At 61.7% G+C, this 21,939-nt stretch carries 25 protein-coding genes; 14 read left to right on the plus strand and 11 right to left on the minus strand.

Annotation, left to right across the window (positions count from 1 at the left end):
• Entirely contained in the window at positions 1-336 is a 336-nt protein-coding gene (gene nirD / locus FHX03_RS12025; RefSeq protein ID WP_183853805.1) for a nitrite reductase small subunit NirD, read from the plus strand.
• Positions 336-2,993, plus strand: coding sequence for a nitrate reductase (locus FHX03_RS12030; protein WP_183853807.1), 2,658 nt, complete (start codon positions 336-338; stop codon positions 2,991-2,993). Before nirD ends, FHX03_RS12030 begins: the two co-directional genes overlap by 1 nt.
• A 22-nt stretch (positions 2,994-3,015) precedes the next feature.
• On the opposite strand, the gene FHX03_RS12035 is transcribed toward FHX03_RS12030, so the two are convergent.
• Positions 3,016-3,693, minus strand: a complete 678-nt coding sequence (locus tag FHX03_RS12035; protein WP_183777755.1) for an HAD family hydrolase — start codon at positions 3,691-3,693, stop codon at positions 3,016-3,018.
• Positions 3,694-3,824: 131 nt separating this feature from the next.
• Positions 3,825-4,244, minus strand: a complete 420-nt coding sequence (locus FHX03_RS12040; protein ID WP_183853809.1) for a DUF2000 domain-containing protein — start codon at positions 4,242-4,244, stop codon at positions 3,825-3,827.
• Between the two features lie 138 nt (positions 4,245-4,382).
• On the opposite strand from FHX03_RS12040, the gene FHX03_RS12045 reads away from it, so the two are divergent.
• On the plus strand, positions 4,383-4,868 hold the full coding sequence (locus tag FHX03_RS12045) for an Lrp/AsnC family transcriptional regulator (protein WP_003587019.1): 486 nt from the start codon (positions 4,383-4,385) through the stop codon (positions 4,866-4,868).
• A gap of 49 nt (positions 4,869-4,917) precedes the next feature.
• Here FHX03_RS12045 and FHX03_RS12050 read toward each other — a convergent pair whose 3' ends face one another.
• The gene (locus FHX03_RS12050) at positions 4,918-5,232 is read right to left on the minus strand and encodes a hypothetical protein (RefSeq protein WP_097625250.1); all 315 of its coding nucleotides are present in this window, start codon (positions 5,230-5,232) and stop codon (positions 4,918-4,920) included.
• A gap of 198 nt (positions 5,233-5,430) precedes the next feature.
• Here FHX03_RS12050 and FHX03_RS12055 point away from each other — a divergent pair, with 198 nt between their 5' ends.
• The 5 genes from FHX03_RS12055 (at position 5,431) to FHX03_RS12075 (ending at position 11,026) form a co-directional block, all read left to right on the plus strand.
• Positions 5,431-5,757 carry a hypothetical protein gene (locus FHX03_RS12055; protein WP_097625249.1) on the plus strand — a complete coding sequence of 109 codons (327 nt, stop codon included), beginning with the start codon at positions 5,431-5,433 and terminating at the stop codon, positions 5,755-5,757.
• A 183-nt stretch (positions 5,758-5,940) separates the two neighbouring features.
• Positions 5,941-7,392, plus strand: a complete 1,452-nt coding sequence (locus FHX03_RS12060) for a cryptochrome/photolyase family protein (protein WP_183853956.1) — start codon at positions 5,941-5,943, stop codon at positions 7,390-7,392.
• Positions 7,389-8,720: an NAD(P)/FAD-dependent oxidoreductase gene (locus tag FHX03_RS12065; RefSeq protein ID WP_097625248.1), complete on the plus strand. Its 1,332-nt coding sequence runs from the start codon at positions 7,389-7,391 to the stop codon at positions 8,718-8,720. Before FHX03_RS12060 ends, FHX03_RS12065 begins: the two co-directional genes overlap by 4 nt.
• On the plus strand, positions 8,717-9,568 hold the full coding sequence (locus FHX03_RS12070; protein WP_097625247.1) for a DUF1365 domain-containing protein: 852 nt from the start codon (positions 8,717-8,719) through the stop codon (positions 9,566-9,568). The genes FHX03_RS12065 and FHX03_RS12070 overlap by 4 nt, the downstream gene beginning before the upstream one ends.
• A 198-nt stretch (positions 9,569-9,766) precedes the next feature.
• Entirely contained in the window at positions 9,767-11,026 is a 1,260-nt protein-coding gene (locus FHX03_RS12075; RefSeq protein WP_183853811.1) for an SAM-dependent methyltransferase, read from the plus strand.
• On the opposite strand, the gene FHX03_RS12080 is transcribed toward FHX03_RS12075, so the two are convergent.
• Complete coding sequence (locus FHX03_RS12080; RefSeq protein WP_183853813.1) at positions 11,027-11,860, minus strand: SDR family NAD(P)-dependent oxidoreductase; 834 nt, start codon at positions 11,858-11,860, stop codon at positions 11,027-11,029.
• Positions 11,861-11,959: 99 nt separating this feature from the next.
• Positions 11,960-12,619, minus strand: a complete 660-nt coding sequence (locus FHX03_RS12085; RefSeq protein WP_183853815.1) for a ChrR family anti-sigma-E factor — start codon at positions 12,617-12,619, stop codon at positions 11,960-11,962.
• A 227-nt stretch (positions 12,620-12,846) separates the two neighbouring features.
• On the opposite strand from FHX03_RS12085, the gene FHX03_RS12090 reads away from it, so the two are divergent.
• From FHX03_RS12090 to FHX03_RS12105, 4 genes are read left to right on the plus strand one after another with little or no spacing between them, the layout of a single operon-like run.
• Complete coding sequence (locus FHX03_RS12090; protein WP_183853817.1) at positions 12,847-13,884, plus strand: cysteine synthase A; 1,038 nt, start codon at positions 12,847-12,849, stop codon at positions 13,882-13,884.
• 6 nt (positions 13,885-13,890) lie between these two features.
• A complete protein-coding gene (locus tag FHX03_RS12095) occupies positions 13,891-14,628 on the plus strand; it encodes an alanyl-tRNA editing protein (protein WP_097625243.1) in 738 nt (245 codons plus the stop codon).
• A gap of 18 nt (positions 14,629-14,646) precedes the next feature.
• Positions 14,647-15,516, plus strand: a complete 870-nt coding sequence (sseA, locus tag FHX03_RS12100; protein WP_183853819.1) for a 3-mercaptopyruvate sulfurtransferase — start codon at positions 14,647-14,649, stop codon at positions 15,514-15,516.
• Between the two features lie 5 nt (positions 15,517-15,521).
• Entirely contained in the window at positions 15,522-16,082 is a 561-nt protein-coding gene (locus FHX03_RS12105; protein WP_017960121.1) for a GNAT family N-acetyltransferase, read from the plus strand.
• A 30-nt stretch (positions 16,083-16,112) separates the two neighbouring features.
• Here FHX03_RS12105 and FHX03_RS12110 read toward each other — a convergent pair whose 3' ends face one another.
• Positions 16,113-16,349, minus strand: a complete 237-nt coding sequence (locus FHX03_RS12110) for a hypothetical protein (RefSeq protein WP_183777757.1) — start codon at positions 16,347-16,349, stop codon at positions 16,113-16,115.
• Between the two features lie 78 nt (positions 16,350-16,427).
• On the opposite strand from FHX03_RS12110, the gene FHX03_RS12115 reads away from it, so the two are divergent.
• On the plus strand, positions 16,428-16,931 hold the full coding sequence (locus FHX03_RS12115; RefSeq protein WP_183853821.1) for a DUF1203 domain-containing protein: 504 nt from the start codon (positions 16,428-16,430) through the stop codon (positions 16,929-16,931).
• 125 nt (positions 16,932-17,056) lie between these two features.
• Here the strand turns inward: FHX03_RS12115 and FHX03_RS12120 are convergent, their stop codons facing one another.
• The 5 genes from FHX03_RS12120 to ald form a co-directional block, all read right to left on the minus strand.
• On the minus strand, positions 17,057-17,341 hold the full coding sequence (locus tag FHX03_RS12120; RefSeq protein ID WP_027684966.1) for a DUF1330 domain-containing protein: 285 nt from the start codon (positions 17,339-17,341) through the stop codon (positions 17,057-17,059).
• A 61-nt stretch (positions 17,342-17,402) separates the two neighbouring features.
• Positions 17,403-17,951 (minus strand): flavin reductase family protein, encoded by a 549-nt coding sequence (locus tag FHX03_RS12125; RefSeq protein ID WP_183853823.1) that lies wholly within the window; start codon positions 17,949-17,951, stop codon positions 17,403-17,405.
• A 67-nt stretch (positions 17,952-18,018) separates the two neighbouring features.
• Positions 18,019-18,768, minus strand: coding sequence for an SDR family oxidoreductase (locus FHX03_RS12130; protein WP_183853825.1), 750 nt, complete (start codon positions 18,766-18,768; stop codon positions 18,019-18,021).
• A gap of 256 nt (positions 18,769-19,024) precedes the next feature.
• Positions 19,025-19,954 (minus strand): helix-turn-helix domain-containing protein, encoded by a 930-nt coding sequence (locus FHX03_RS12135; RefSeq protein WP_183853826.1) that lies wholly within the window; start codon positions 19,952-19,954, stop codon positions 19,025-19,027.
• 225 nt (positions 19,955-20,179) lie between these two features.
• Positions 20,180-21,298, minus strand: a complete 1,119-nt coding sequence (ald, locus tag FHX03_RS12140; RefSeq protein WP_183853828.1) for an alanine dehydrogenase — start codon at positions 21,296-21,298, stop codon at positions 20,180-20,182.
• A 155-nt stretch (positions 21,299-21,453) separates the two neighbouring features.
• On the opposite strand from ald, the gene FHX03_RS12145 reads away from it, so the two are divergent.
• The gene (locus FHX03_RS12145; protein ID WP_003587050.1) at positions 21,454-21,915 is read left to right on the plus strand and encodes an Lrp/AsnC family transcriptional regulator; all 462 of its coding nucleotides are present in this window, start codon (positions 21,454-21,456) and stop codon (positions 21,913-21,915) included.
• The last annotated feature ends 24 nt before the right edge of the window (positions 21,916-21,939 follow it).

The raw sequence follows: 21,939 nt of genomic DNA on the forward strand, positions 1-21,939 counted from the left end.
ATGGATATGAACTGGATCGCAATCGGTGACATCTCCGATATCCCGCTGCGCGGCGCGCGCTGCGTGAAGACGCCGCAGGGCAAGATCGCCGTCTTCCGCACGGCCGAAAACGAGGTCTTCACCATCGAGGATCACTGCCCGCACAAGGGCGGCCCGCTCTCCCAGGGCATCGTGCATGCCAAGGCGGTCACCTGCCCGCTGCACAATTGGGTGATCTCTCTGGAAACTGGCAAGGCGCTCGGCGCCGACCAGGGCGAGGTGCGGACTATACCGGTCCGCAATGAGGACGGCGCCTTGTTCATCGCGCTGGAAAGTCTGTTGATGGCGGCTGAATAATGGCGGCTGAGGTCAAGACCACCTGCCCCTATTGCGGCGTCGGCTGCGGCGTCATCGCCACGGTCGACGAGGCCGGCGCCGTCACCGTCAAGGGCGATCCCGAGCATCCGTCGAATTTCGGCCGGCTGTGCTCGAAGGGTTCGGCGCTTGCCGAAACCATCGATCTCGACGGCCGGCTGCTTTACCCCGAAATCGCAGGCGCGCGCAGCGGCTGGGACGAGGCGCTCGATCTGGTTGCCCGGCGTTTTTCCGAAACGATCGCCGAATACGGGCCGGATTCCGTCGCCTTCTATGTCTCCGGCCAGTTGCTGACCGAAGATTACTACCTCGCCAACAAGCTGATGAAGGGTTTCATCGGCTCGGCCAATATCGACACCAATTCCAGGCTCTGCATGTCCTCATCCGTGGCCGGGCATCGCCGCGCCTTCGGCGCCGATACCGTGCCTGGGACCTATGAAGATATCGAACTTGCGGATCTGGTGGTGCTCACCGGCTCCAACCTCGCCTGGTGTCATCCCGTCATCTACCAGCGGCTGGCCGCCGCAAAAGCGGCGCGGCCGAACATGCGCATCGTCGTCATCGATCCGCGCCGGACGATGACGTGCGATATCGCCGACCTGCATCTGGCCATCCGTCCGGACGGCGATGTCGCGCTGTTCATGGGACTGCTTGCCCACCTCGCGACAAGCCCTGCGATTGACCAGAATTATATCGCCTCCCATACGGAAGGCTTCGCCAGCGCCTTTGCTTCAGCCGCAGCACTCGATATCAACGATCTGCTGGAACGAACCGGCCTGCCGGCCATGCAGATCCGGGAATTCTTCCGCCTTTTCGAAACGACGTCGAAGGTTGTGACCTGCTACAGCCAGGGCGTCAACCAATCCTCGTCCGGCACCGACAAGGTCAATGCCATCCTCAACTGCCATCTGGCGACCGGCCGCGTCGGCCGCCCCGGCATGGGCCCCTTCTCGCTGACCGGCCAGCCGAACGCTATGGGGGGGCGCGAAGTCGGCGGTCTCGCCAACATGCTTGCCGCCCATATGGCGATCGAAAATCCTGAAGACCGCGACCGCGTTCAGCGTTTTTGGGAATCGCCAGTAATCGCCGCCAAGCCCGGCCTGAAGGCGGTCGACATGTTCCGCGCGGTGGCCGACGGGCGCATCAAGGCGCTCTGGATCATGGCCACCAATCCTGTTGTCTCGATGCCGGACGCCGATAGCGTCGAAAGCGCGATCGCCGCCTGTCCCTTCGTCGTCGTCTCCGACATTCTGAGAGAGACGGATACGGCCCGGCACGCGCAGGTGCTTCTGCCCTCGCTCGGCTGGGGCGAGAAGGACGGCACCGTCACCAATTCCGAACGGCGCATTTCCAGACAGCGGCCGTTTCTCGACATGCCCGGTGATGCCAAGGCCGACTGGTGGCAGCTTGCGGAAGTCGGACGCCGCATGGGATTTGCCGCCGCCTTCGATTTCGACGCACCGGCCGAGATTTTCGCCGAACACGCCGCCCTGTCCGCCTTCGAAAACAACGGCAGCCGCGACTTCGACATCGGCGCCCGCGCCGGTATCTCGGGCGACGCTTACGAGGAGCTGTCGCCCTTCCAGTGGCCGCAGGCGGCAGGGACAGAACCCGGCATCACCCGCTTCTTCGCCGATGGCGGTTTCTACCATGCCGACGGCAAGGCGCGCTTCGTCGCGGTGGAACCGCCGGCAACGGATCGCACCAATGCCGACTTCCCCTTCACGCTGAATACCGGGCGCATCCGCGACCAGTGGCACACGATGACGCGAACCGGAAAGAGCGCCCGGCTGTCCGCCCATATCGCCGAACCCTTTGCCGAGATCCATCCGCGCGACGCGATCGAGACCGGCATATCGAGCGCCGGCCTCGTCGAGATCGACAGCCCCCACGGCAAGGCGATCGTCCGGGCGCTGGTGACCGATCGCCAGGCCCGCGGCGGCATTTTCGCGCCGATGCACTGGAACGACCAGTTCGCGGCAAAAGCGCGGATCGACGCCGTGGTCGCGCCGATCACCGATCCCTTTTCCGGCCAGCCGGCGTCGAAGAACGTCGCTGTCGCCGTCCGGCCCTTCCCCGCCAGCCATTACGGTTTCGCCGTCTCGGCGACAAAACCCGTAACACCTGACGCGGCCTATTGGGCGCTGGCGAAAGCCGAGGGCGGCTGGCGGCTGGAGCTTGCCTTCGACCGGACCGTCGAAGACTGGACGGCCTGGTGCCGGGCGGTTTTCGCCATTCCTGATGAGATCGAACCGCTGGGTTATGCCGACCGGCAAACCGGCGACCTCCGGCTCGCCTTCTTCGATGGCGAGACGCTGCTCGCCGCATTGTTCCTTGCTCGCGAGCCGGTCGCCGTGGCGCGCAACTGGGCGATCTCGCAGCTCTCCGCCGCACATGATGATCTGAGGAAACGTTTTGCACTCGTGGCAGGCCGTCCCGGCGCCGGCAGGCCGGATCCGGGAGCCACCGTCTGCTCCTGCTTCAGCGTCGGGGTCAACCAGATCGCCGCCGCCGTGCGCGGCGGATGCCACAGCGTCGAGGCGGTCGGCAAGGAAACGAGTGCCGGAACCAATTGCGGCTCGTGCCGCGGCGAAATCGGCAGGATCATCGATCGCTGTCTTGCCGCCGCCGCGGAGTGAGAGGCCGGAAACGCGGCTGATGTCAGGCCGCGTTCGGCACGATAAACATCTTGTGGTCAGCTGAGATGCGGACCGAGATCTCGTCATAGGATGCGAAGGTCGGGTGCGGCGTTTCCATCTTGTCATGATGGGTTGCCGTGACGACCATGACATCGGCGCCCGCCGCCTCGCCGGCAGTAATGCCGGCGGCGACATCCTCGAACACCAGGCAGTCCTGGGTGCTGACGCCGAGGCGTTCGGCGCCGAGAATATAACATTGCGGATCGGGTTTTCCGACCTTCACATCCTCAGCCGTCACCATGAATTTCGGCAGCGACAGGCCCGCCGCCTCCAGCCGCCGGTGGGCAAGACGCAAGGGCGAAGAGGTGACGATCGCCCAGCGATCCGGCGGCAGCGAGCTCAGGAATGCCGCGGCACCCGAAATGGCAACGACATCGCCGACATCGGCGATCTCGGCCTCGGTCACCAGCCTGGCTTCATGTTCGGGATCGACGCCCGGCAGGTTCAGCCGGGCGATCGTGTCGACGCCGCGCGATCCATGCATCTTCGGCAGAAAGTCGGCGACATCGAGCCCCTGACGCCTTGCCCAGTCGCTCCAGACACGTTCGGCAGCACGGATGGAATTGAGGATGGTGCCGTCCATATCGAACAGGAAGGCGGCATAAGGCTTCTCGAAGCCGCGGGGCATCGGTTGGGACAAAAGGCTGAATCCTTCAGGAAAAGAGTCGGACGGTGGTCGCTATCGCCCGATGAAACGGCAAATCATCGCCTTTTGCAAGCTTTCGCCGGGACAGGTCAGCTATACCAGGCGGCAAGCCCTGCCTGCACGCATCAACGCAGCAGCTTCAGCGAGCCAGTCAGCGAACGGATCCACTTCGTCGGGCCGGCGAGCCCGATGCCGTCGATGATTTCCGAGGAGAGGTCGCGCGCTGGTATCGAAGCCTCATAATCGGCATAGACATGCAGGGCGCGGGCAAAACGCGGGAATGGCACGACCAGTGCGCCATCGGGCGCCGGCAACGCCTTGAGCAACAGCGATCTCAGATCGGCGGCCGCCGCCTGCAGCACCGGGACCGGCTTGTTGGCACTGACATGAAATATCCGGCCGGTCAGGTCGGTCAATTGCGCGCCGGCAAGCGCCGGCGCCGCAGCGCCGAGGCCGATCGACAGCACTGCGATTGTATTGGCGAGTTCGCCGGCCGGCAGCGCCGGCTCGACAATCACCGCGACACGCCAATCCTCACCCGTCATCCCTCATTCTCCACGCTTGGTTCGGTTTTCCCAACCTATCGTAAGGCATAGAAATATCCTGCCTATTCCTGTCGCGACCCGGGCGATTTTGGTAGGATCTTCCTATCTGTCGATGAAGCTAGAAAGGATTTACCGATCATGGAATTCGAGCCGGGCGATATCCGAATTTTGAAGGCGCTCCAGAGCGAGGGGCGGCTGACGAACCAGGAGCTTGCGGAACGCGTGGGGATGTCGACCTCGCCCTGCTGGCGCAGAGTAAAACGGCTTGAAGAGGCCGGTGTCATCCGCGGCTATCAGGCTCTCGTCGATCGTCGCGCCGTAGGCCTCGGCGTCCTCGCCTTCGTGCGTGTGCAGATCGACACGCATTCCCATGACGAGGCCCAGCGCTTCGAGCGCGAGGTCGGCGAACTGGAGGCGGTCATCGCCTGCTATTCCGTTGCCGGTGAGGCCGATTTCCTGCTGCAGGTGGTCGCTGCCGATCTCGACAATTATGCCGAATTCGCCATGACGGTGATCCGTCGCCTGCCCGGCATCAAGGAGATGCATACGATGTTCGTGCTGAAGGACATCAAGGCATCGACGATCCTGCCCGTGCAGCTATCGAGCGCCAGCCGTTCGCGGTGAAGCGCAGAGATCGTCGCCAAAACCGCTGCACAGTTTTGCTGGAATTGCTCTAAAAGGCTGTGCTGCTGGTGGCGATCAAATTGCAGGAGAGGCGCAGGCCAATCGGGTCATGGCAGGGCTGTTCGGCGCTGGCGGCAAGTTCCGGCCCGGCCCGCGCGTCGGCGCGCAGATAGGCCTGTGTCGTCGGATCGATACGCGTCGGAATGGCAGTCCACAACGAGGGGCGGCCGACGTCGATCGCTGATATGCCGGCCTTCTCGCGGCCCATGGCAGAGGACGCGATTGCCATGCCACTGGCCGTCAGGGCGAGTGCAAGGGCAATCTGCAGACCGAGATCTGCGGCCTCGCGCGGGGAAACGAACATTGCGGCCTCATGCTGCGGATTGGCGTTTCGTCATGCACTAAGGCAGGTGGCAGAGGCGATCCAGCAGCTTCCGCCGTTAAGGTTTATGCGTAACCATGCAAGGCCTGCGTGCAGATTTTTCGCAATTTTCGGAACAATGATTCCGGCAGGCGGTTACCCCAGGGTCATCCAAGATGAAAATCAAAGGAGGATATCCTCATGAACAAATCCCTTATCGCCGCTTCGCTGCTTGCGATCGGCATGGCATCGTCAGCCTTTGCCCAGTCGAATCCCGATCCGATCGGGCCGACCAACGGCGGCTCGACCGATCCGAGTTCGGGTAGCTATTCATCCGATTACACCAACAGTAACAACGGCATGTATCCGGTGCGCGTCGCGCCGGTTGATCCGATGACAACACAGAGCATCGGCCAGCCGCAAACGATGGAATGCGCCGGCATGCCGCAGCAGAGGTCGGGCGTCGATACACGCGGCGGCGAAAGCGGCGCCTCGATCAGCGAAGCCTGCCGCGAATACGACAACTGACAGGCACTTTCGCTCCCTACATGTCGCGCGAACGCGCGCCACATTTGGAAAAGGCCGGTTCACGCCGGCCTTTTTCATGTCGTCGCCACCACGATGAAAAGCTTTCCCTCCGATGAAACTTTTGATCCGAGCGTTCCGTACATCCGTAGCAGGGTGCAAAGACAAGAGCAGGGAATGGCTTCATTGGCAAAGGACGCGATAAAACCTGTCATTTTATGGTTTCGCAGGGATTTGCGCCTTGACGACAATCAGGCGCTGAATGCCGCCCATCTCTCCGGGCGACCGATCATCCCCCTTTATATCAACGAGCCGGCGTCAGCCGGCACGGGTCCGCTCGGCGCTGCGCAGGCCTGGTGGCTGCATCATTCGCTGGAAGCGCTTGATAGATCATTGCACGAGCGGCAGGGCAGGCTGGTGCTTGCCAGCGGAGAAGCGCTGGAGGTGCTCCGCGCCGTCATCAAAAAGAGCGGTGCCAAAGCCGTTTTCTGGAACCGGCGATACGATCCCTCGGGCATTTCGGTCGACACCCACATCAAGCAGGAATTGGAAAAACAGGCGATCGAGGCGAGAAGTTTCGGCGGCCAGCTGCTGCACGAACCGTCCAGGCTGATGACCGGCAGTGGCACGCCCTATCGGGTCTATACGCCGTTCTGGCGCGCGCTGGAGGGTGCGGGCGAAGCCGAGCCGCCGCTGGAGGCGCCGGCGAAGCTGCGGCTGGCATCGCAGCGTCCGGCATCGGAAACATTGAAGAGCTGGAAACTGCTGCCGACAAAGCCGGACTGGGCGAAGGACTTTACCGATCTCTGGACGCCGGGCGAGCAAGGCGCAAGAGAGAGGCTCAGCGCCTTCGTCGAGGAAGAACTCAAGGGCTACAAGGAAAACCGCGACTATCCGGCGAAACCGGCGACCTCGATGCTGTCGCCGCATCTGGCGCTCGGCGAAATCTCCCCTGCCCGCATCTGGGATGCGACGCGCGGTCTGTCGAACCGGGTGCCGGCGACCGACATCGTGCATTTCCGCAAGGAGATCGCCTGGCGGGAATTCTCCTACCACCTGCTTTTCCATTTCCCGCGTCTTGCCTCGGAGAACTGGAACGATCGTTTCGACGGCTTCCAATGGCGCTACGACGACGGCGATTTCGAGGCGTGGCGCCGTGGCATGACCGGCTACCCGATCGTCGATGCCGGCATGCGCCAGCTCTGGCGTCACGGCTGGATGCACAATCGGGTGCGCATGATCGTCGCCTCCTTTCTCATCAAGGATCTGATGATCGACTGGCGCGACGGCGAGGCCTGGTTCCGCGATACGCTGGTCGATGCCGATCCCGCCAACAACGCGGCAAGCTGGCAATGGGTGGCGGGCTCGGGAGCCGACGCTTCACCCTTCTTCCGCATCTTCAATCCGATGCTGCAGGGCGAGACTTTCGATCCCGACGGCGACTATGTCAGAGCTCATGTGCCGGAACTTCAACGGCTCGGGGCAAAATACATTCACCGGCCGTTCGAGGCGCCGAAGAGCGCGCTCGACGAGGCCGGCATCATCCTCGGGCAGACCTATCCGAAACCGATCGTCGACCATGCCAGCGCCCGCGACCGAGCGCTCGCCGCTTACAAAGCCACAAAGGACGCCGCATGAACGCGCATTTCCGCCCCGCCTCGCGCCGGCTGAAGATCGCCGTCATCGGCTCCGGCATCTCCGGCGCCTCGGCGGCCTGGGCGCTCGACCCCGTGCACGACGTAACGCTCTACGAGAGCCAGGCGCGGGCGGGCGGCCATACGGCGACGGTCGACGTCGATTATGACGGTGTTCGGATTGCGGTCGATACCGGCTTCATCGTCTATAACGAACCGAATTATCCGAACCTGACGGCCCTCTTTGCCGAACTCGGCATCGCCACCCATGCAAGCGACATGAGTTTTTCGCTCTCGCTCGACCGCGGCAGGCTGGAATGGAGCGGCGGCGGGCTGTCCTCGATCTTCGCGCAGAAGCGCAACCTGCTGCGGCCGTCGTTCCTGTGGATGATCCGCGAGATCCTGCGCTTCAACCGCACCTGCCTCGAAGACCGGGCCGCCGGTCACCTCGCCTCGCGCTCGATCGGCAATTATCTCGACTGGCGCGGCTTCTCGCCCGGCTTTACCAACAATTATCTCGTGCCGATGGCGGCGGCGATCTGGTCGACACCGTCGGCCCGCATGCTGCAGTTCCCGGCCGAATATTTCGTCAATTTCTTCGACAATCACCGGCTGATCTATCACCGCCAGCACCAATGGCGGACGGTGACCGGCGGCAGCCGCAGCTATCTCGACCGGCTGCTGCAGCCGCTCGGCGGACGGGTGAAACTGTCCTGCGGCATACGCGGGGTGATCCGTTCGGAGAACGGCGTCACGCTTATCGACGAGACCGGCAGCCAGCGTGCCTTCGACAAGGTGATCCTTGCCTGCCACAGCGATCAGACGGCACGCCTGCTCATCGATGCCACCGACCGGGAACGGCTGCTGCTTGCCGCCATTCCCTACCAGCCGAACCGCGTCGTCCTGCACCGCGACCAAAGGCTGATGCCGCAGCGGCGCAAGGTCTGGGCCTCGTGGAACTATCTGCGCTCCAGCCGGGAGGATGGCAAGGCGGGTGTCGCCGTCACCTATTGGATGAACCGGCTGCAGGGCATCGACGATGGTTTGCCGTTGTTCGTCACGCTCAATCCCGACCGCGAGCCGGATCCCCGCATGGTATTTGCGGAATTCACCTATGAGCATCCGCAATTTTCGGCTGATGCCATGGCGGCGCAGCGGGCGCTCGCCGCCATCCAGGGTGAGAACCATTGCCATTTCGCCGGCGCCTGGATGGGATATGGATTTCATGAGGATGGCCTGGTTTCCGGCCTGGCGGCAGCCGAGGCGCTGGGTGGCATCATTCCCTGGCGAACGGCGCGAAGCCGGCAACCGCAACCGGATGCAGCGGCATGAGCGGACGAGGCAAAAAGCGCGGCGTCAGCATGAGCGGCAACGGCGCTGCGCCGGATGCGGCGGCCGCGCTCTATGTCGGCGACATCATGCATCAACGCCTGAAACCCTTCGGTCATCGTTTCCGCTACCGCGTCTTCTCCCTGCTCGTCGATCTCGATCGGCTTGAAGCAGCCGATCGGCTGTCGGCGCTGTTTTCCGTCAACGGTCGCAATCTCGTCTCGTTTCATGAAAATGACCATGCCGACACGGCGAACACGCCGCTGCGCGCCTATGCCGACCGGCTGCTCGCTGAGGCCGGGCTCGATCGCGCGGCAAGGATATTGCTTGTCTGCTATCCCCGCATTCTCGGCTATGTCTTCAACCCGATCTCCGTCTATCACGCCTATGATGGCGGCGGCGCCCTCGTCGCGATGATCTACGAGGTGCGCAACACTTTCGGCGAGCGACACAGTTACGTCTGTCCCCTCAGTGATGGTGAAATGTCGGACGGCGGGCTCCGTCAGAGCTGCGACAAGCTCTTCCACGTCTCGCCCTTCATCGGCATAGCGGCGCGCTATCACTTCCGCATGCTGCCGCCTGGCGCGGAAATCCGCTGGCGCATCCTCGAAACCGACGGCGAAGGGCCGCTGCTTGCGGCGACATTCTCAGGACGGCGGCTGCAGTTGACAAGCGCCGCGCTGCTTCGGCTGACGGCGCTCATCCCTTTCCTCCCCTTCAAGATCGTGGCCGGCATCCATTGGGAAGCGCTGAAACTGTGGCTGAAGGGCGCGCGTTATATCAGCCGTCCGGCGCCTCCGCCTGCCGTCAGCATTCACCGGCCCCGGCCGCTTGCGGACACCGCGGAATGACCTTGCAGCGCCGGGCGTTCCGACACGACGCGCAAAAGCGCTGCAGCGCTTTGAACGGCTGCATAATTTTTCCTTAATTCGATTTCCGATTGAGGAAATTATGCAGTAGCCTTGCCGAATAATGGCCGGAGGCCGCCCGAACATCGTCACGGATGTATCGTCGTCCCTAACCGGCAAGAAAATGCTGGAGGAGGAAAGATGAGCAAGGCGCAGGATTGGAATGTACTGGCCCGTGACGCGGTGACGCTGACGGCCGAAAATTTATCCCGTCTGGTGAAGGGGCTGCCGTTCAAGGCGAAGCTGGCGCTGCGCGGACTTCTGCGCATGCAGCACGGCTCGCTTGCAGTCACCCTGCCCGACGGCCGCAGGCTGCTGATCGAGGGCAAGCAGGCCGGGCCGAAGGCGGCTCTCAGCCTCAACAACTGGAACCTTGCCTATCGGGCCCTGACGAGTGGCACGATCGGGGTTGCCGAAACCTATATGGACGGCGACTGGGACAGCCCCGACATCGCCGCCTTCCTCGAACTTTTCCTCGTCAACGGCGAAGCCGTCTACAGCTATGCCAATGGCAAGGGCGGCATTGGCCGCCTCGTCGAGCGCGTCCGCCATTGGATGAACACCAATACCAAGGCGGGATCGAAGCGTAACATTTCCGCCCATTACGATCTCGGCAACGATTTCTACAGGCAGTGGCTCGATCCGAGCATGACCTATTCCTCCGCGCTCTATTCGACAGGGGCCAACGACCTGCAATCGGCGCAGAATGCCAAATACCGCGCGCTTGCCGAGGCGACCGGCATCAGGCCCGGCGATCACGTGCTGGAGATCGGCTGCGGCTGGGGCGGGTTTGCCGAATTTGCAGCAGGCGAACTGAACTGCAAGGTGACCGGGCTGACGATCAGCCGCGAGCAGTTGGCCTTTGCCGAGGAGCGCATCCGCAAGGCCGGTCTCGGCGACCGTGTCGAATTCCGTTTCCAGGATTACCGCGACGAGACCGGGCTTTACGACCGGATCGTCTCGATCGAGATGTTCGAAGCGGTCGGCGAGAAATACTGGCCGTCCTATTTCTCCAAGCTCCGGCAATGTCTGAAGCCGGGCGGCAAGGCCGGCCTGCAGATCATCACGATCCGGCCGGAGGCCTTCGACCAGTATCGCAGCAACCCCGACTTCATACAGAAATATGTCTTTCCCGGCGGCATGCTGCCGACGCGCAACCATCTGGCGGAACTTGCCGGCAAGGTCGACTTGTCACTGGTCAGGGACTTCGGCTTCGGGCTCGACTATGCCCGCACGCTTGCCGAATGGCGCGAACGCTTCTGGTCGGTCTGGGAGCGCATCCGCCCGATGGGCTTCGACGAGCGTTTCAAGCGGCTCTGGGAATTCTATCTGTTCTATTGCGAGGCCGGCTTCCGCGCCCGCAATATCGATGTGCGCCAAGTGGTGTTCTCGCGCAGCTGATCATTCCGCCGGATGCGGTGTCGCCGGATGGTGACCAGCCGATGACGGCCGCTCGCGCCAGCCGGTTACGCGGTTCACCAGCATGAAATAGACGCTGTAGGGAAGCATGCGCGCAAGCTTCAGCATCATGGTGAAGCGCCTGGGGAAGGAGATCTCGAAGGCCTGCGATTTCAGCCCGGCGGCAATCTGCCGGGCGGCTTCGTCGGTCGACACCAGGGACGGCATGGGAAAGGCGTTCTTCCGCGTCGCCGGTGTGTCGACGAAGCCCGGGCAGATGAGCTGAATGCGGATGCCCATCTTGTCGAGATCGAATTTCAGGCTTTCGGCCATATTGATCAGCGCCGCTTTGGTGGCGCCGTAGGCAGCGCCCGTCGGCAGGCCGCCATAGCCGGTGACGGAGGAGACGATGGCGATCTGTCCCTGCCCTTTCGCCTTCATATGGCGGACCGCCGGCAACAGACAGTTGACGACGCCGGAGAGATTGACGGCGAAGCTCTTTTCGAAATCGGCGCGGTTCAGGTCCTCAGCATGAACAGGCAGATAGACGCCGGCATTGAGGATCGCCATGCCGAGCGTGCCGTGCTCATATTCGATGGAGGCCATGATATGCTCCATGTCCTCGGCATCGGTGACGTCGCCATCGAGCACGATGATGCTGCCGGCAAGGCCGCTGGCCTCGGCCTGCAGTTCGACCAGCTTTTCATGGCTTCGGGCGGTGACGGCGACCTTGTATCCTTCGTCGGCAAGCTTCAGCGCAAGCGCGCGGCCGATGCCGGAACTCGCACCTGAGATCCAGACGAGTCCATCTTCGGGACGGGCGGTGAAATCACGCATGACATGTTCCTCCGGTTCTGCCTGACCAACCGAAAACAGGTCCGGAAAGTTCCCTTCTCCTCCCGGATTTACGGCTTTATCACACCATTGTGGCTGCTTTCAGCCGATCAGGTCGCCGATCATCTGACGAAGGGATCCGGTGAGCTTCACCGGCCCGTCCGAAACGGCAAAGGCGATGCAGGGCCTATCCTTTTCGGCGACCGGCCGATGGTCGACCGTCTCGTCGGCAATGGAGATGTCGCCGGGGCCGAAACGGCCGCGTTCATCGTTGAAGGCGCCGTCTAGGATGAGGATCAGTTCCATGCCTTTGTGGGTGTGCGCCGGCAAAGCGCGGCCCGGGCGGATCCACATCAGGTTGACCTCGCAGCCGTCGAATTCGAGGGAATATTCCTTGAAACCCGGCAACCGCTTGCGCCACGGCACGTCCTCGACCTCGAAGCCGACGAAATCGCGCAGCGCTTGTGGAAAGAGCGCGTTTTCCGGCCGTTTGGCCGCCTGCTGCGCTGCGACCGGGGCGGCAGAGGAAAAGATTGCCTGAAGCTGCCGGTCGCGGTCGGCAATGGCGGTTTCACCAGCGCTTTCCAGCGCCTCCCCAGCCAGCAATTCGAGGCTGTCCACCAGGCTGCGATTGTGGGGCTTCATTTCGAGATGGGATCGTACCAGCACCCGCGCCGGCTCGGGCAAGGAACCGGCGACATAATGCGCCATCAATGCATCGATCGTGTCGATCTGCTCGTGAATCATACCGGTTTCGGTCACGCCCTGTTGCCGCGCTCCGTTTTCGCTTTGTCGTCATCCGTACGGGGAAAGTCAATCTTCGGATCACCCCACGCATGGCGGGATTGCGGGCCATTCATCATTTCGGGGGAGGAAGGCCAAATTTTATCGTGCCCGACAAGGGGCGTGGAATAGCATTTCTTGCCAACGCAGCCTTGTGAAGGGAAAAGACCGTTCCTAAAGTAAGAGTTCGAATAGAGGCAGATTCCATGACCTTCCACCCTTCCGTCCTCGAAGCCATCGGCAATACGCCCCTGATCAAACTCAACGGCGCGTCGGTGGCGACCGGCTGCACCATTCTCGGCAAGGCGGAGTTCCTGAACCCCGGCCAGTCAGTGAAGGATCGTGCCGCGCTCTACATCATCCGCGACGCGGAACGGAAAGGGTTGCTTCGGCCCGGCGGCGTCATCGTCGAAGGCACGGCCGGCAATACCGGCATCGGGCTGACGCTGGTCGCCAAGGCGCTCGGCTACCGCACCGTCATCGTCATTCCGGAAACGCAGAGCCAGGAAAAGAAGGATGCGCTGAAACTGCTCGGCGCTGAACTCGTCGAAGTGCCCGCCGTTCCCTACAAGAACCCGAACAACTACGTGAAGGTCTCGGGGCGGCTCGCCGAGCAGCTGGCGAAAACAGAGCCGAACGGGGCGATCTGGGCGAACCAATTCGACAATGTCGCCAACCGCCAGGCGCATATCGAGACCACCGCTCGGGAAATCTGGAACGATACCGACGGCAAGGTCGACGGCTTCATCTGCTCCGTTGGTTCCGGCGGCACGCTGGCCGGCGTCGCTGCCGGCCTCAAGGCTTTCAATGCGGACGTCAAGATCGGCATCGCCGATCCCGACGGCGCTGCTCTTTATGAGTTCTATCAGAACGGTGCGCTGAAATCCGAGGGCTCTTCGATCACCGAGGGCATCGGCCAGGGCCGCATCACCGCCAATCTCGAAGGCTTCACGCCTGATTTCTCCTATCGGGTCTCCGATGCCGAAGCGCTGCCCTATCTCTTCGACCTCGTCGAAAACGAAGGCCTGTGCCTCGGTGGCTCGACGGCGATCAACATTGCCGGCGCGGTCAAGCTCGCCCGGGATCTCGGACCCGGCCACACGGTGGTGACGATCCTCTGCGACTACGGCAACCGCTACCAGTCGAAGCTCTTCAATCCGGATTTCCTGACCTCGAAGGGACTGCCCGTTCCGGGCTGGATGGCCAACTCGCCCGATATAAACGTTCCCTACGAGCCCGCGTGAGACCCCATGCCCGTCAATGCCCTCTATCGTGACGACTTCTATCTCTCGACATGCGAGGCGGTCGTCACCGCCGTCCACGAAGACGGGGGCATCGAACTCGACCAGACCTGCTTCTATGCGACATCAGGCGGCCAGCCGGGTGATACGGGCGAGCTTGAACGCGCCGACGGCACCAAGATCGTGTTGGGCCAGACGAAGCACGGCCCGAGCAAGGACATCGTCATCCACGTGCCGCTCGAAAACGAGCCGAGGCCTCTGGTTGGCGAGACGCTGGTGCTGCACGTCGACTGGCAGCGCCGTTACAGGCTGATGCGCATGCACACGGCCTGCCATCTGCTGTCCGTCGTCTGCTCGTATCCGATCACCGGCGCTGCCGTCGGCGAGGAGGAAAGCCGTGTCGACTTCGACATGGCCGAGACGATCGACAAGGACGAAGTGACGGCCAAGCTGATGGAACTGGTCGGCGAGAACCATCCGGTCTATCTGCAATGGATTACCGACGAGGAGCTTGCAGCCACTCCCGACATCGTCAAATCGAAGAATGTGCGCCCGCCGATCGGGCTCGGGCGCGTCAGCCTCGTCTGCATCGGCGAGAACTCCTCGATTGACAGCCAGCCCTGCGGCGGCACACATGTTTCGGAAACACAGGAAGTCGGCCAGATCCATATCGCCAAGATCGAAAAGAAGGGCAAAGAAAATCGGCGCTTCCGCATCCGATTCGGCACGCCCGGCGACGAAGCCTGACCATCAAGGGAGAGCATCATGAGTGAGACCAAAAGCCGTTTCGTCGTATCGGCCGACTGGCTGCAGGCCGAACTCGGCAAGCCGGATCTGCGCGTCCTGGACGCCTCCTTCTATCTGCCGGCGCAGAAACGCGATGCCGATGCCGAATATGCGGCCGGCCATATTCCCGGCGCCATCCGCTTCGACCAGGACAAGATCGCCGACCATTCGACGTCACTGCCGCACACGATCCCCTCGGCCGATTATTTTGCCGCCGAAGTCGGCCGGCTCGGCATCAGCGAGAACGATCGCATCGTCGTCTATGACGGCATCGGCCTGTTCGCCTCGCCGCGCGTCTGGTGGTTGTTCCGGGTTATGGGCGCAAAGAACGTCTTCGTGCTCGATGGCGGTCTCGACGGCTGGAAGGCCGAGGGCCGCCCGCTCGAAACCACTGTGCCCAGCTATTCGCCGGCGCGTTTCACGCCCGATTTCGACGAGAGCCGCGTGGTGACGCTCGATACGATGCGCGACATCGTCTCCAGCGGCGCGATGCAGATCGCCGATGCCCGCAGCGCCGGCCGCTTTGCAGCCGCCGAACCCGAACCGCGTGCCGGCATGCGCTCCGGCCATATGCCCGGCGCTCGCAGCCTGCCGTCCAGCGTCTTCGCCAACCAGGGCCGGTTCAAGTCGCTGCCCGAACTCAGGCAGACGATCGAGGACGCCGGCATTGATCTTTCAAAGCCTGTCGTCACGTCCTGCGGCTCGGGAATCACCGCCGCCATCATCACGCTGGCGCTGGAATCGCTCGGCCATCACGACAACAAGCTTTATGACGGCTCGTGGAGCGAATGGGGAAGCCGTGACGATACGCCCATCGTCACCGGTCCGCCGACGCCGGTCAAAGTCTGATCGCCATGGGAAAGGCACCCGCTTCGCTGAAAGCTCACATCACCCGGCTCGAAATGACGGCGCCGCCAAAGGCAAGCATGCCGGTGCCCGTCAACATCCAGACGGCGATCATGCGCGCTCCCGAGATCCCATTGCCCTTCTACCGCTATCTCTACCGGCAGGTGGGTGCGCGCTGGCAATGGGTGGACCGGTTGCGCATGAGCGACGAGCAGCTTGCCGAGACGCTGAACGACAAGCGCAACAATATCAGCGTTCTCTATGTGAACGGCGCACCCGCCGGCTTCTACGAATATTTCTGCGAAGACGAGGATATGATCGAGCTCAGCCATTTTGGCCTGATCGAACATGCGCTCGGTCTCGGCATCGGCAAATGGTTCCTGCTGCAGGCGCTCTATGCCATCTGGTCGCTCAATCCGAAGCGGGTCACCACCACCACCAACAATCTCGACCATCCGCGTGCGCTGCAGCTCTACCAGATGTACGGCTTCTCCCCAGTTTCGACCGGTACCGGCATCGTCCGGCCGCTCAGCGACAAGGAGCTTCTGGAGCTTGCGCGGAAAAGCTGACGGATGCCTTCCTGACGTAGGCAGAACTGGTTAACGCTGCGTCAGGCTGTTCGGGCGGCGCGGGTCGTTGCGGCGCTCGAAATCGAGCGTGCGGCCCGACTGTTCCTTCAGTTCCGCCACTTCCCGCCGCAGGGCTCTCAGCTCTTCCAGTATTTCTGCATTCTGTTGCGCCAGCAGCGCCAGATCGACGTCGGCCAAGGCCTTCTCCTTTCGCCTGACAACGTACGTCCAGAAGATACTCCGCTTTTCACTCTCCGGCGATCTCATATGCAGACGCAGGCAAGAATCGGGTGGCTTGCCCGCTCGTCCAGGTGCATTTCATGGCAATCACAAAGGAGATCTGCCATGACCGCCATTCGTTTTGTTGCCATGCCGACGACCGACGCCGAACGCCTCTGGAACGGCGGCCGCGACGCCTATGACAGGCTGCCCGAGACGATCGTCTCCGATGGTCCCGGCCATCCCTGCCGCCATTGCCTTCAGAATATCGATGCGGGCCAGGAGTTGCTGGTCTTTGCCTACCGGCCCTTCCCCGAGCTGCAGCCCTATGCCGAAACCGGCCCTATCTTCCTGCACAAGCAGCCTTGCGCACGTTATGCCGCCGAAGAGATCATGCCGCCGATGCTGACGACGAGCCGTGACTTCATCGTCCGCGGCTACAGCGAGAACGACCGCATCGTCTACGGTACCGGCGCGGTGACTGAGATCGGCGATATTCCGGCCTATGGCAAAGAGCTGCTGGGACGATCTGATATCGCCTATGTGCATGTGCGTTCCGCGCGCAACAACTGCTTCCAATGCCGGATCGATAAGGTAAAGGCGCCGGTCCTGGCGGAAACCGGCGCCTGATAGGCGGAGGGCGAAGCGCAACAGGAAGTCGTCAACTCGCCCGCGCGCTCCTTCTGCAGTGATCGCCGAGGCGGCTTCTGTTTCCCCTGACGAATGCTGTCGGGATCGCGCACCCTCGAATCCTACTAAACGCCACGCAAGGCAATGATCCGCGAACCTGCGGCCGCCTGCCGTTGGTGTGCGAGCGGCGCATATTCGGGCGATGCAAAGAGACCACGGATGGCATCCATATCGTGAAACTCGATGATCAGCATATTCGTCGCCTGCCAGCCTTCGAGTTCGAGCGGTGCGTCATCGAGAGCAATGAGGCGGCCGCCGGCCTTTGCCACCAGAGGCAGGGCCTTGGAGCGGTAATCGGCAATGGCTTCGGGGTCGTGGATATCGAGATCGACAACGAGATAGGCGGACATGTTCATATCCTTTCAATCAATGTGAAGTTTAGGGATGTTTTTTTGCGTGCAGCGGCGCGCTTTATGGCAAGTGCCGCCACCTGACCATGCGCTTCCGGAGATCGAGTGTGCTGCCATCCACGGTGAAGCTGCCGTCACCGCGATGATGCATGGTCCGTCGTTCCTTGCGGCTCTCGTCAATCCAGATCCTCTTTGCTTCGAGGATGAAGAGATTGTATCGCTCGACGAAGCTCGGATCGGCAACACGGCATTCGATATTGGCAAGGCAGTCCACCAGCAACGGCGCCGCGACATCCTTTGCTGGACGAGTCCTCAGGCTGAACCGCTCGAACTTGTCCACCGTGTCACCGGAGCAATTACCGATGTCCACCACGGTTTCGGCAAGATCGACGGCTGGAATCGCGATCACGCATTCGCCGGTCTTTTTCAAGGTCTGGTGGCTGAAGTCCCAAGGGCCGATGACGCAACCGATCAGCGGCGGTGCATGCTGGATCATCATGTGAAAACCCATCGTCATCACATTGGGCGTTCCCTCAAGGCTCGTCGTCACAAGAACGATCGGACCGGGTTCGAGCAGGCGATAGGTCTGGGAAGCGGAAATCTCATTCATCGTCCGGCTCCTTCGCGAGTCTCTTCCCCGCATGTATGCGGGGAAGCTGAAAGACCTTCTGGTGTGGTTACCAGCCCTGTTCGACCGGCAGAACGAAGAGTTCCGCGACATTCACATGGGCAGGCGCCTGCGCCGCGAAGACGATGGTGTCGCCGATATCTGCGCCCTGCAGGAACGTCATCTGCTTGGCAAGGTCGTCCATCTGCTTGATATAGCCAGGCTCCGTGATGTGATCATACAGCTCGGTCGCCACGGCGCCTGGCTGGATGCAAGTCACCCGAATGTTGTGCTTCTGCCCCACTTCCATGCGCAGGCCATCGGAGAACGCGGCCACCGCATGTTTGGTGGCGCAATAAACCGACAGGCCTTTGAAGACCTTGCGGCCAGCAATCGACGACATGTTGAAGATGTGGCCCGAATGTTGATTGATCATCTGCGGCAGAACTGCAGCAGTGGTGTTCAGCAGGCCTTTCACATTGACGTCGACCATCCGGTGCCATTCGTCGACTTTAAACTGATCCACATCCGAAAGCGGCATCAGGCCAGCATTGTTGACGAGAATGTCGATCGAACCATAGGCACCCACCAGCTTTTTGACGCCGGCTTCGACGGAGGCTGGATCGACGACGTCCATTTCGATCACGAGGGCTTCACCGCCCCCAGAAGCGATCTCCTTTTGGAGGCCTTCAAGTTTGTCGGTGCGACGGGCGGCGATACCGACCTTTGCGCCGGTCTCGGCGAGCTTCAACGCGGTAGCGGCACCGATGCCGCTCGAGGCGCCGGTGACCAGCGCGATTTTTCCATTGATATTCGTCATGGTTTATCTCCTTGACTGGGCGCCCTTCCAACCGAAAGGACGGTCATGTTCGACAAGGAGGAACATAAAGAGGAGTGATCGATCCCTCTCTCGGGACCTTGAGAGACCTGTCGGGATCTTGCTCAAATCCGCAAGGACCAAACTGAAATGCTAAAGCATGTCGCACAAAAGTGTGCAGCGGTTTTGCGACAACGACATGCGTAGAAACTGAGACCTAAAGCGCAATGAGCGAATCTGAAAAACATCGCGACGCGCTTTAGCTGCGACGGTAGTCGCTGGGGGAGACGCCAGCCTCCCGGCGGAAAATCTGGGCAAAATGGCTAGGGCTCGAATACCCCACGGACATGCCGATCTCGATGATGCTGGTGCTGGTTTCCTGCAGAAGTTGCTGGGCTTTGGCTATGCGTTGGCGAATGAAATAATGGGATGGAGAGAGGCCGGTGGCCTTCTTGAAGAGGCGGCTGAAGTGAAAAGCGCTCATGCCGGCCGTTTGCGCCAGACGTGCGAGATCAAACGGCTCTTGAAGGTTGGCTTCCATGAATGCGATCGCCCGCCGTAGCTTGGCGCCCGGGAGGGCATTTGACGGCCGTGCCTCTGCGTCGAATGTTGCATATTGCCGGATAAGGTGAACAGCGAGCGTCTGCGCCAATCCCTGCACGAAGAGCCGACTTCCCTGCCCTTCTGCCGTCAGTTCAGCATGGATCAGTTCCAGCATGTTAGAAAGATATTGGTCGCGGCCGCCCGATATGTCGCGCAGGCGCATGGCGCTGGCAGCCTTGCCGAGAACCCCTTCCGCCACCCGGTCAAACAACGGAACGGAAAGATAGAGATGCATTACCTGGAAAGGTTCGTCTCCCTCGGCGTGCCAGCGCATTTCGTATGGCGTGGGCGACCGCGTCAGAAAAAAGTCCCCGACTCTGACTGTATTGGCCTCCCACTCCCCGCCCAGATCGCGTTCCTCGACACATGCCTGACCTGAGATCACCCAAACAACGAGAGGCTCGGCGACCGCTGGGACAAGAAAGGGATGTTGCACCTTCAGGCGGGAAAACACCTGCACGAATATATCAGTCCAGGCTGGTCCATCCCCGCTGACGAGTGTGCTGCCGGCAATATATGTTTCGAGGCCGATAGGTGATGTTCGAAGCGGAACCGGCGATGTTTGTTCTCGACTATCAACCGTCATTGCTGCTCCGTTTGGATGGCGACTGCCCATGAGCGTGATACGATGCCAACTGATCGGGCGGGACACAACTCGTCGCGCTTCGTGACGAGGAAAGCATAGCTCCAACACCGCCGACGTTCGCGGTTCGATTACAGATGCGCCGTCATACAAAGAAGGCGGCATCCCTTCGGATACCGCCCTGCCGGCCGAAATAGCGCAGTAAGTCGTCACCTAGGGTCAGTTAGCTTACGCTACGTTCAGCACGCTCTCCGGCGCAAAGGCTTCGTAGCCAAGTGCGTCGGCGACCGGCTTGTTGGTGATGCGGCCCTTGTGGACGTTGAGGCCGTTCCTCAGATGCTTGTCTTCGGCGATGGCCCGCAGGCCGCGATCGGCAAGCGCCAAGCCGTGGACGAGCGTGGCATTGTTCAGCGCATGCGCCGAGGTGACGGGAACAGCACCCGGCATGTTGGCGACGCAATAATGCACCACGCCATCGACCTCATAGGTCGGGTCGGAATGGGTGGTTGCATGTGAGGTCTCGAAGCAGCCGCCCTGGTCGATGGCGACGTCAACAATGACGGAGCCTTTCTTCATGCCGGACAGCATCTCGCGGGTGACGAGCTTCGGCGCAGCCGCACCGGGGATCAGCACGGCGCCGATGATGAGATCGGCCGAGAAGACCTCCTCCTCCAATGCCTGGATGCTGGAATAACGGGTGTGAACGCGGCCTGAGAAGATGTCGTCGAGCTGGCGAAGGCGCGGCAGCGACCTGTCGAGGATGCTGACATCGGCGCCGAGGCCGGCGGCCATCCTGGCGGCATGCAGACCGACGACGCCGCCTCCGATAACCGCGACCTTGCCCGGCAGTACGCCCGGCACGCCGCCGAGCAGGACGCCGAGGCCGCCATTGGCTTTCTGCAGGGCGGTCGCGCCCGCCTGGATCGACAGGCGACCGGCGACCTCCGACATCGGTGCCAGCAGCGGCAGGCCGCCGCGCTCGTCGGTAACCGTTTCATAGGCGATTGCCGTGACGCCGGAGGCGATCAGACCCTTGGTCTGTTCAGGATCGGGCGCCAGATGCAGATAGGTATAGAGAAGCTGACCGTCGCGCAGCTGCGCCCATTCTGAGGGTTGCGGCTCCTTCACCTTGACGATCATGTCGCATTTTTCGAAGATATCCTTGGCGGAGGCGGCAATCTTCGCGCCAGCCGCGGCATAGGCGGCGTCATCGGCGCCGATCCCGGCGCCCGCCTTGGTTTCCACCCAGACCTCGTGGCCATGGGCGACGTATTCGCGCACCGAAGCCGGCGTCAGGCCGACGCGATATTCATGATTCTTGATTTCCTTCGGGCAACCGACACGCATTGGCGTTCCTCTCTTGTCATCCCGCAACCGCGGATCTCCTCGGATGATGAATCCAACCACCAAGGCGATGAAATGTCCTTGCAAAGACGATTTGCCGAAACGCGATTTTTCGGAGATTATTGCGTTGTCATCGTTATTTTTCGAAAGTTCTTCGAATGGCCGATCTCGATACCATCGATCTTGCGATTCTGAAGGTGCTGCAGGCCAATGCACGCATCACCAACGCCGAGCTTGCCGAAAAGATCGGACTGTCGCCTTCGGCCTGTTCGCGCCGGCTCGACATTCTGGAGAGAAGCGGCGTCATCGGCGGCTATCACGCGCGGCTTTCGCATAAGGCGCTCGACTATAAGATGATCGCCATCGTGCATATCTCGCTCTCCGGCCAGTTCGCCAAGACCCTGGCGGAATTCGAGGCGGCGGTGAAGCTCTGCCCCAACGTGCTCGTCTGCTACCTGATGTCGGGCGAATATGATTATATCCTCAGGGTCGCCGCCCGCGATCTCGAGGATTATGAGCGCATCCATCGCGACTGGCTGTCGGCCCTTCCCCATGTGGTCAAAATCAATTCGAGCTTTGCCCTCAGAGAAATCATCGACAGGCCGAATGTCGGGCTTTGAGACCTTGCATCTTCGCTGAAAGCC

The organism is Rhizobium sp. BK456, from assembly GCF_014194045.1.
In the GTDB taxonomy this organism is placed as follows: domain Bacteria; phylum Pseudomonadota; class Alphaproteobacteria; order Rhizobiales; family Rhizobiaceae; genus Rhizobium; species Rhizobium redzepovicii.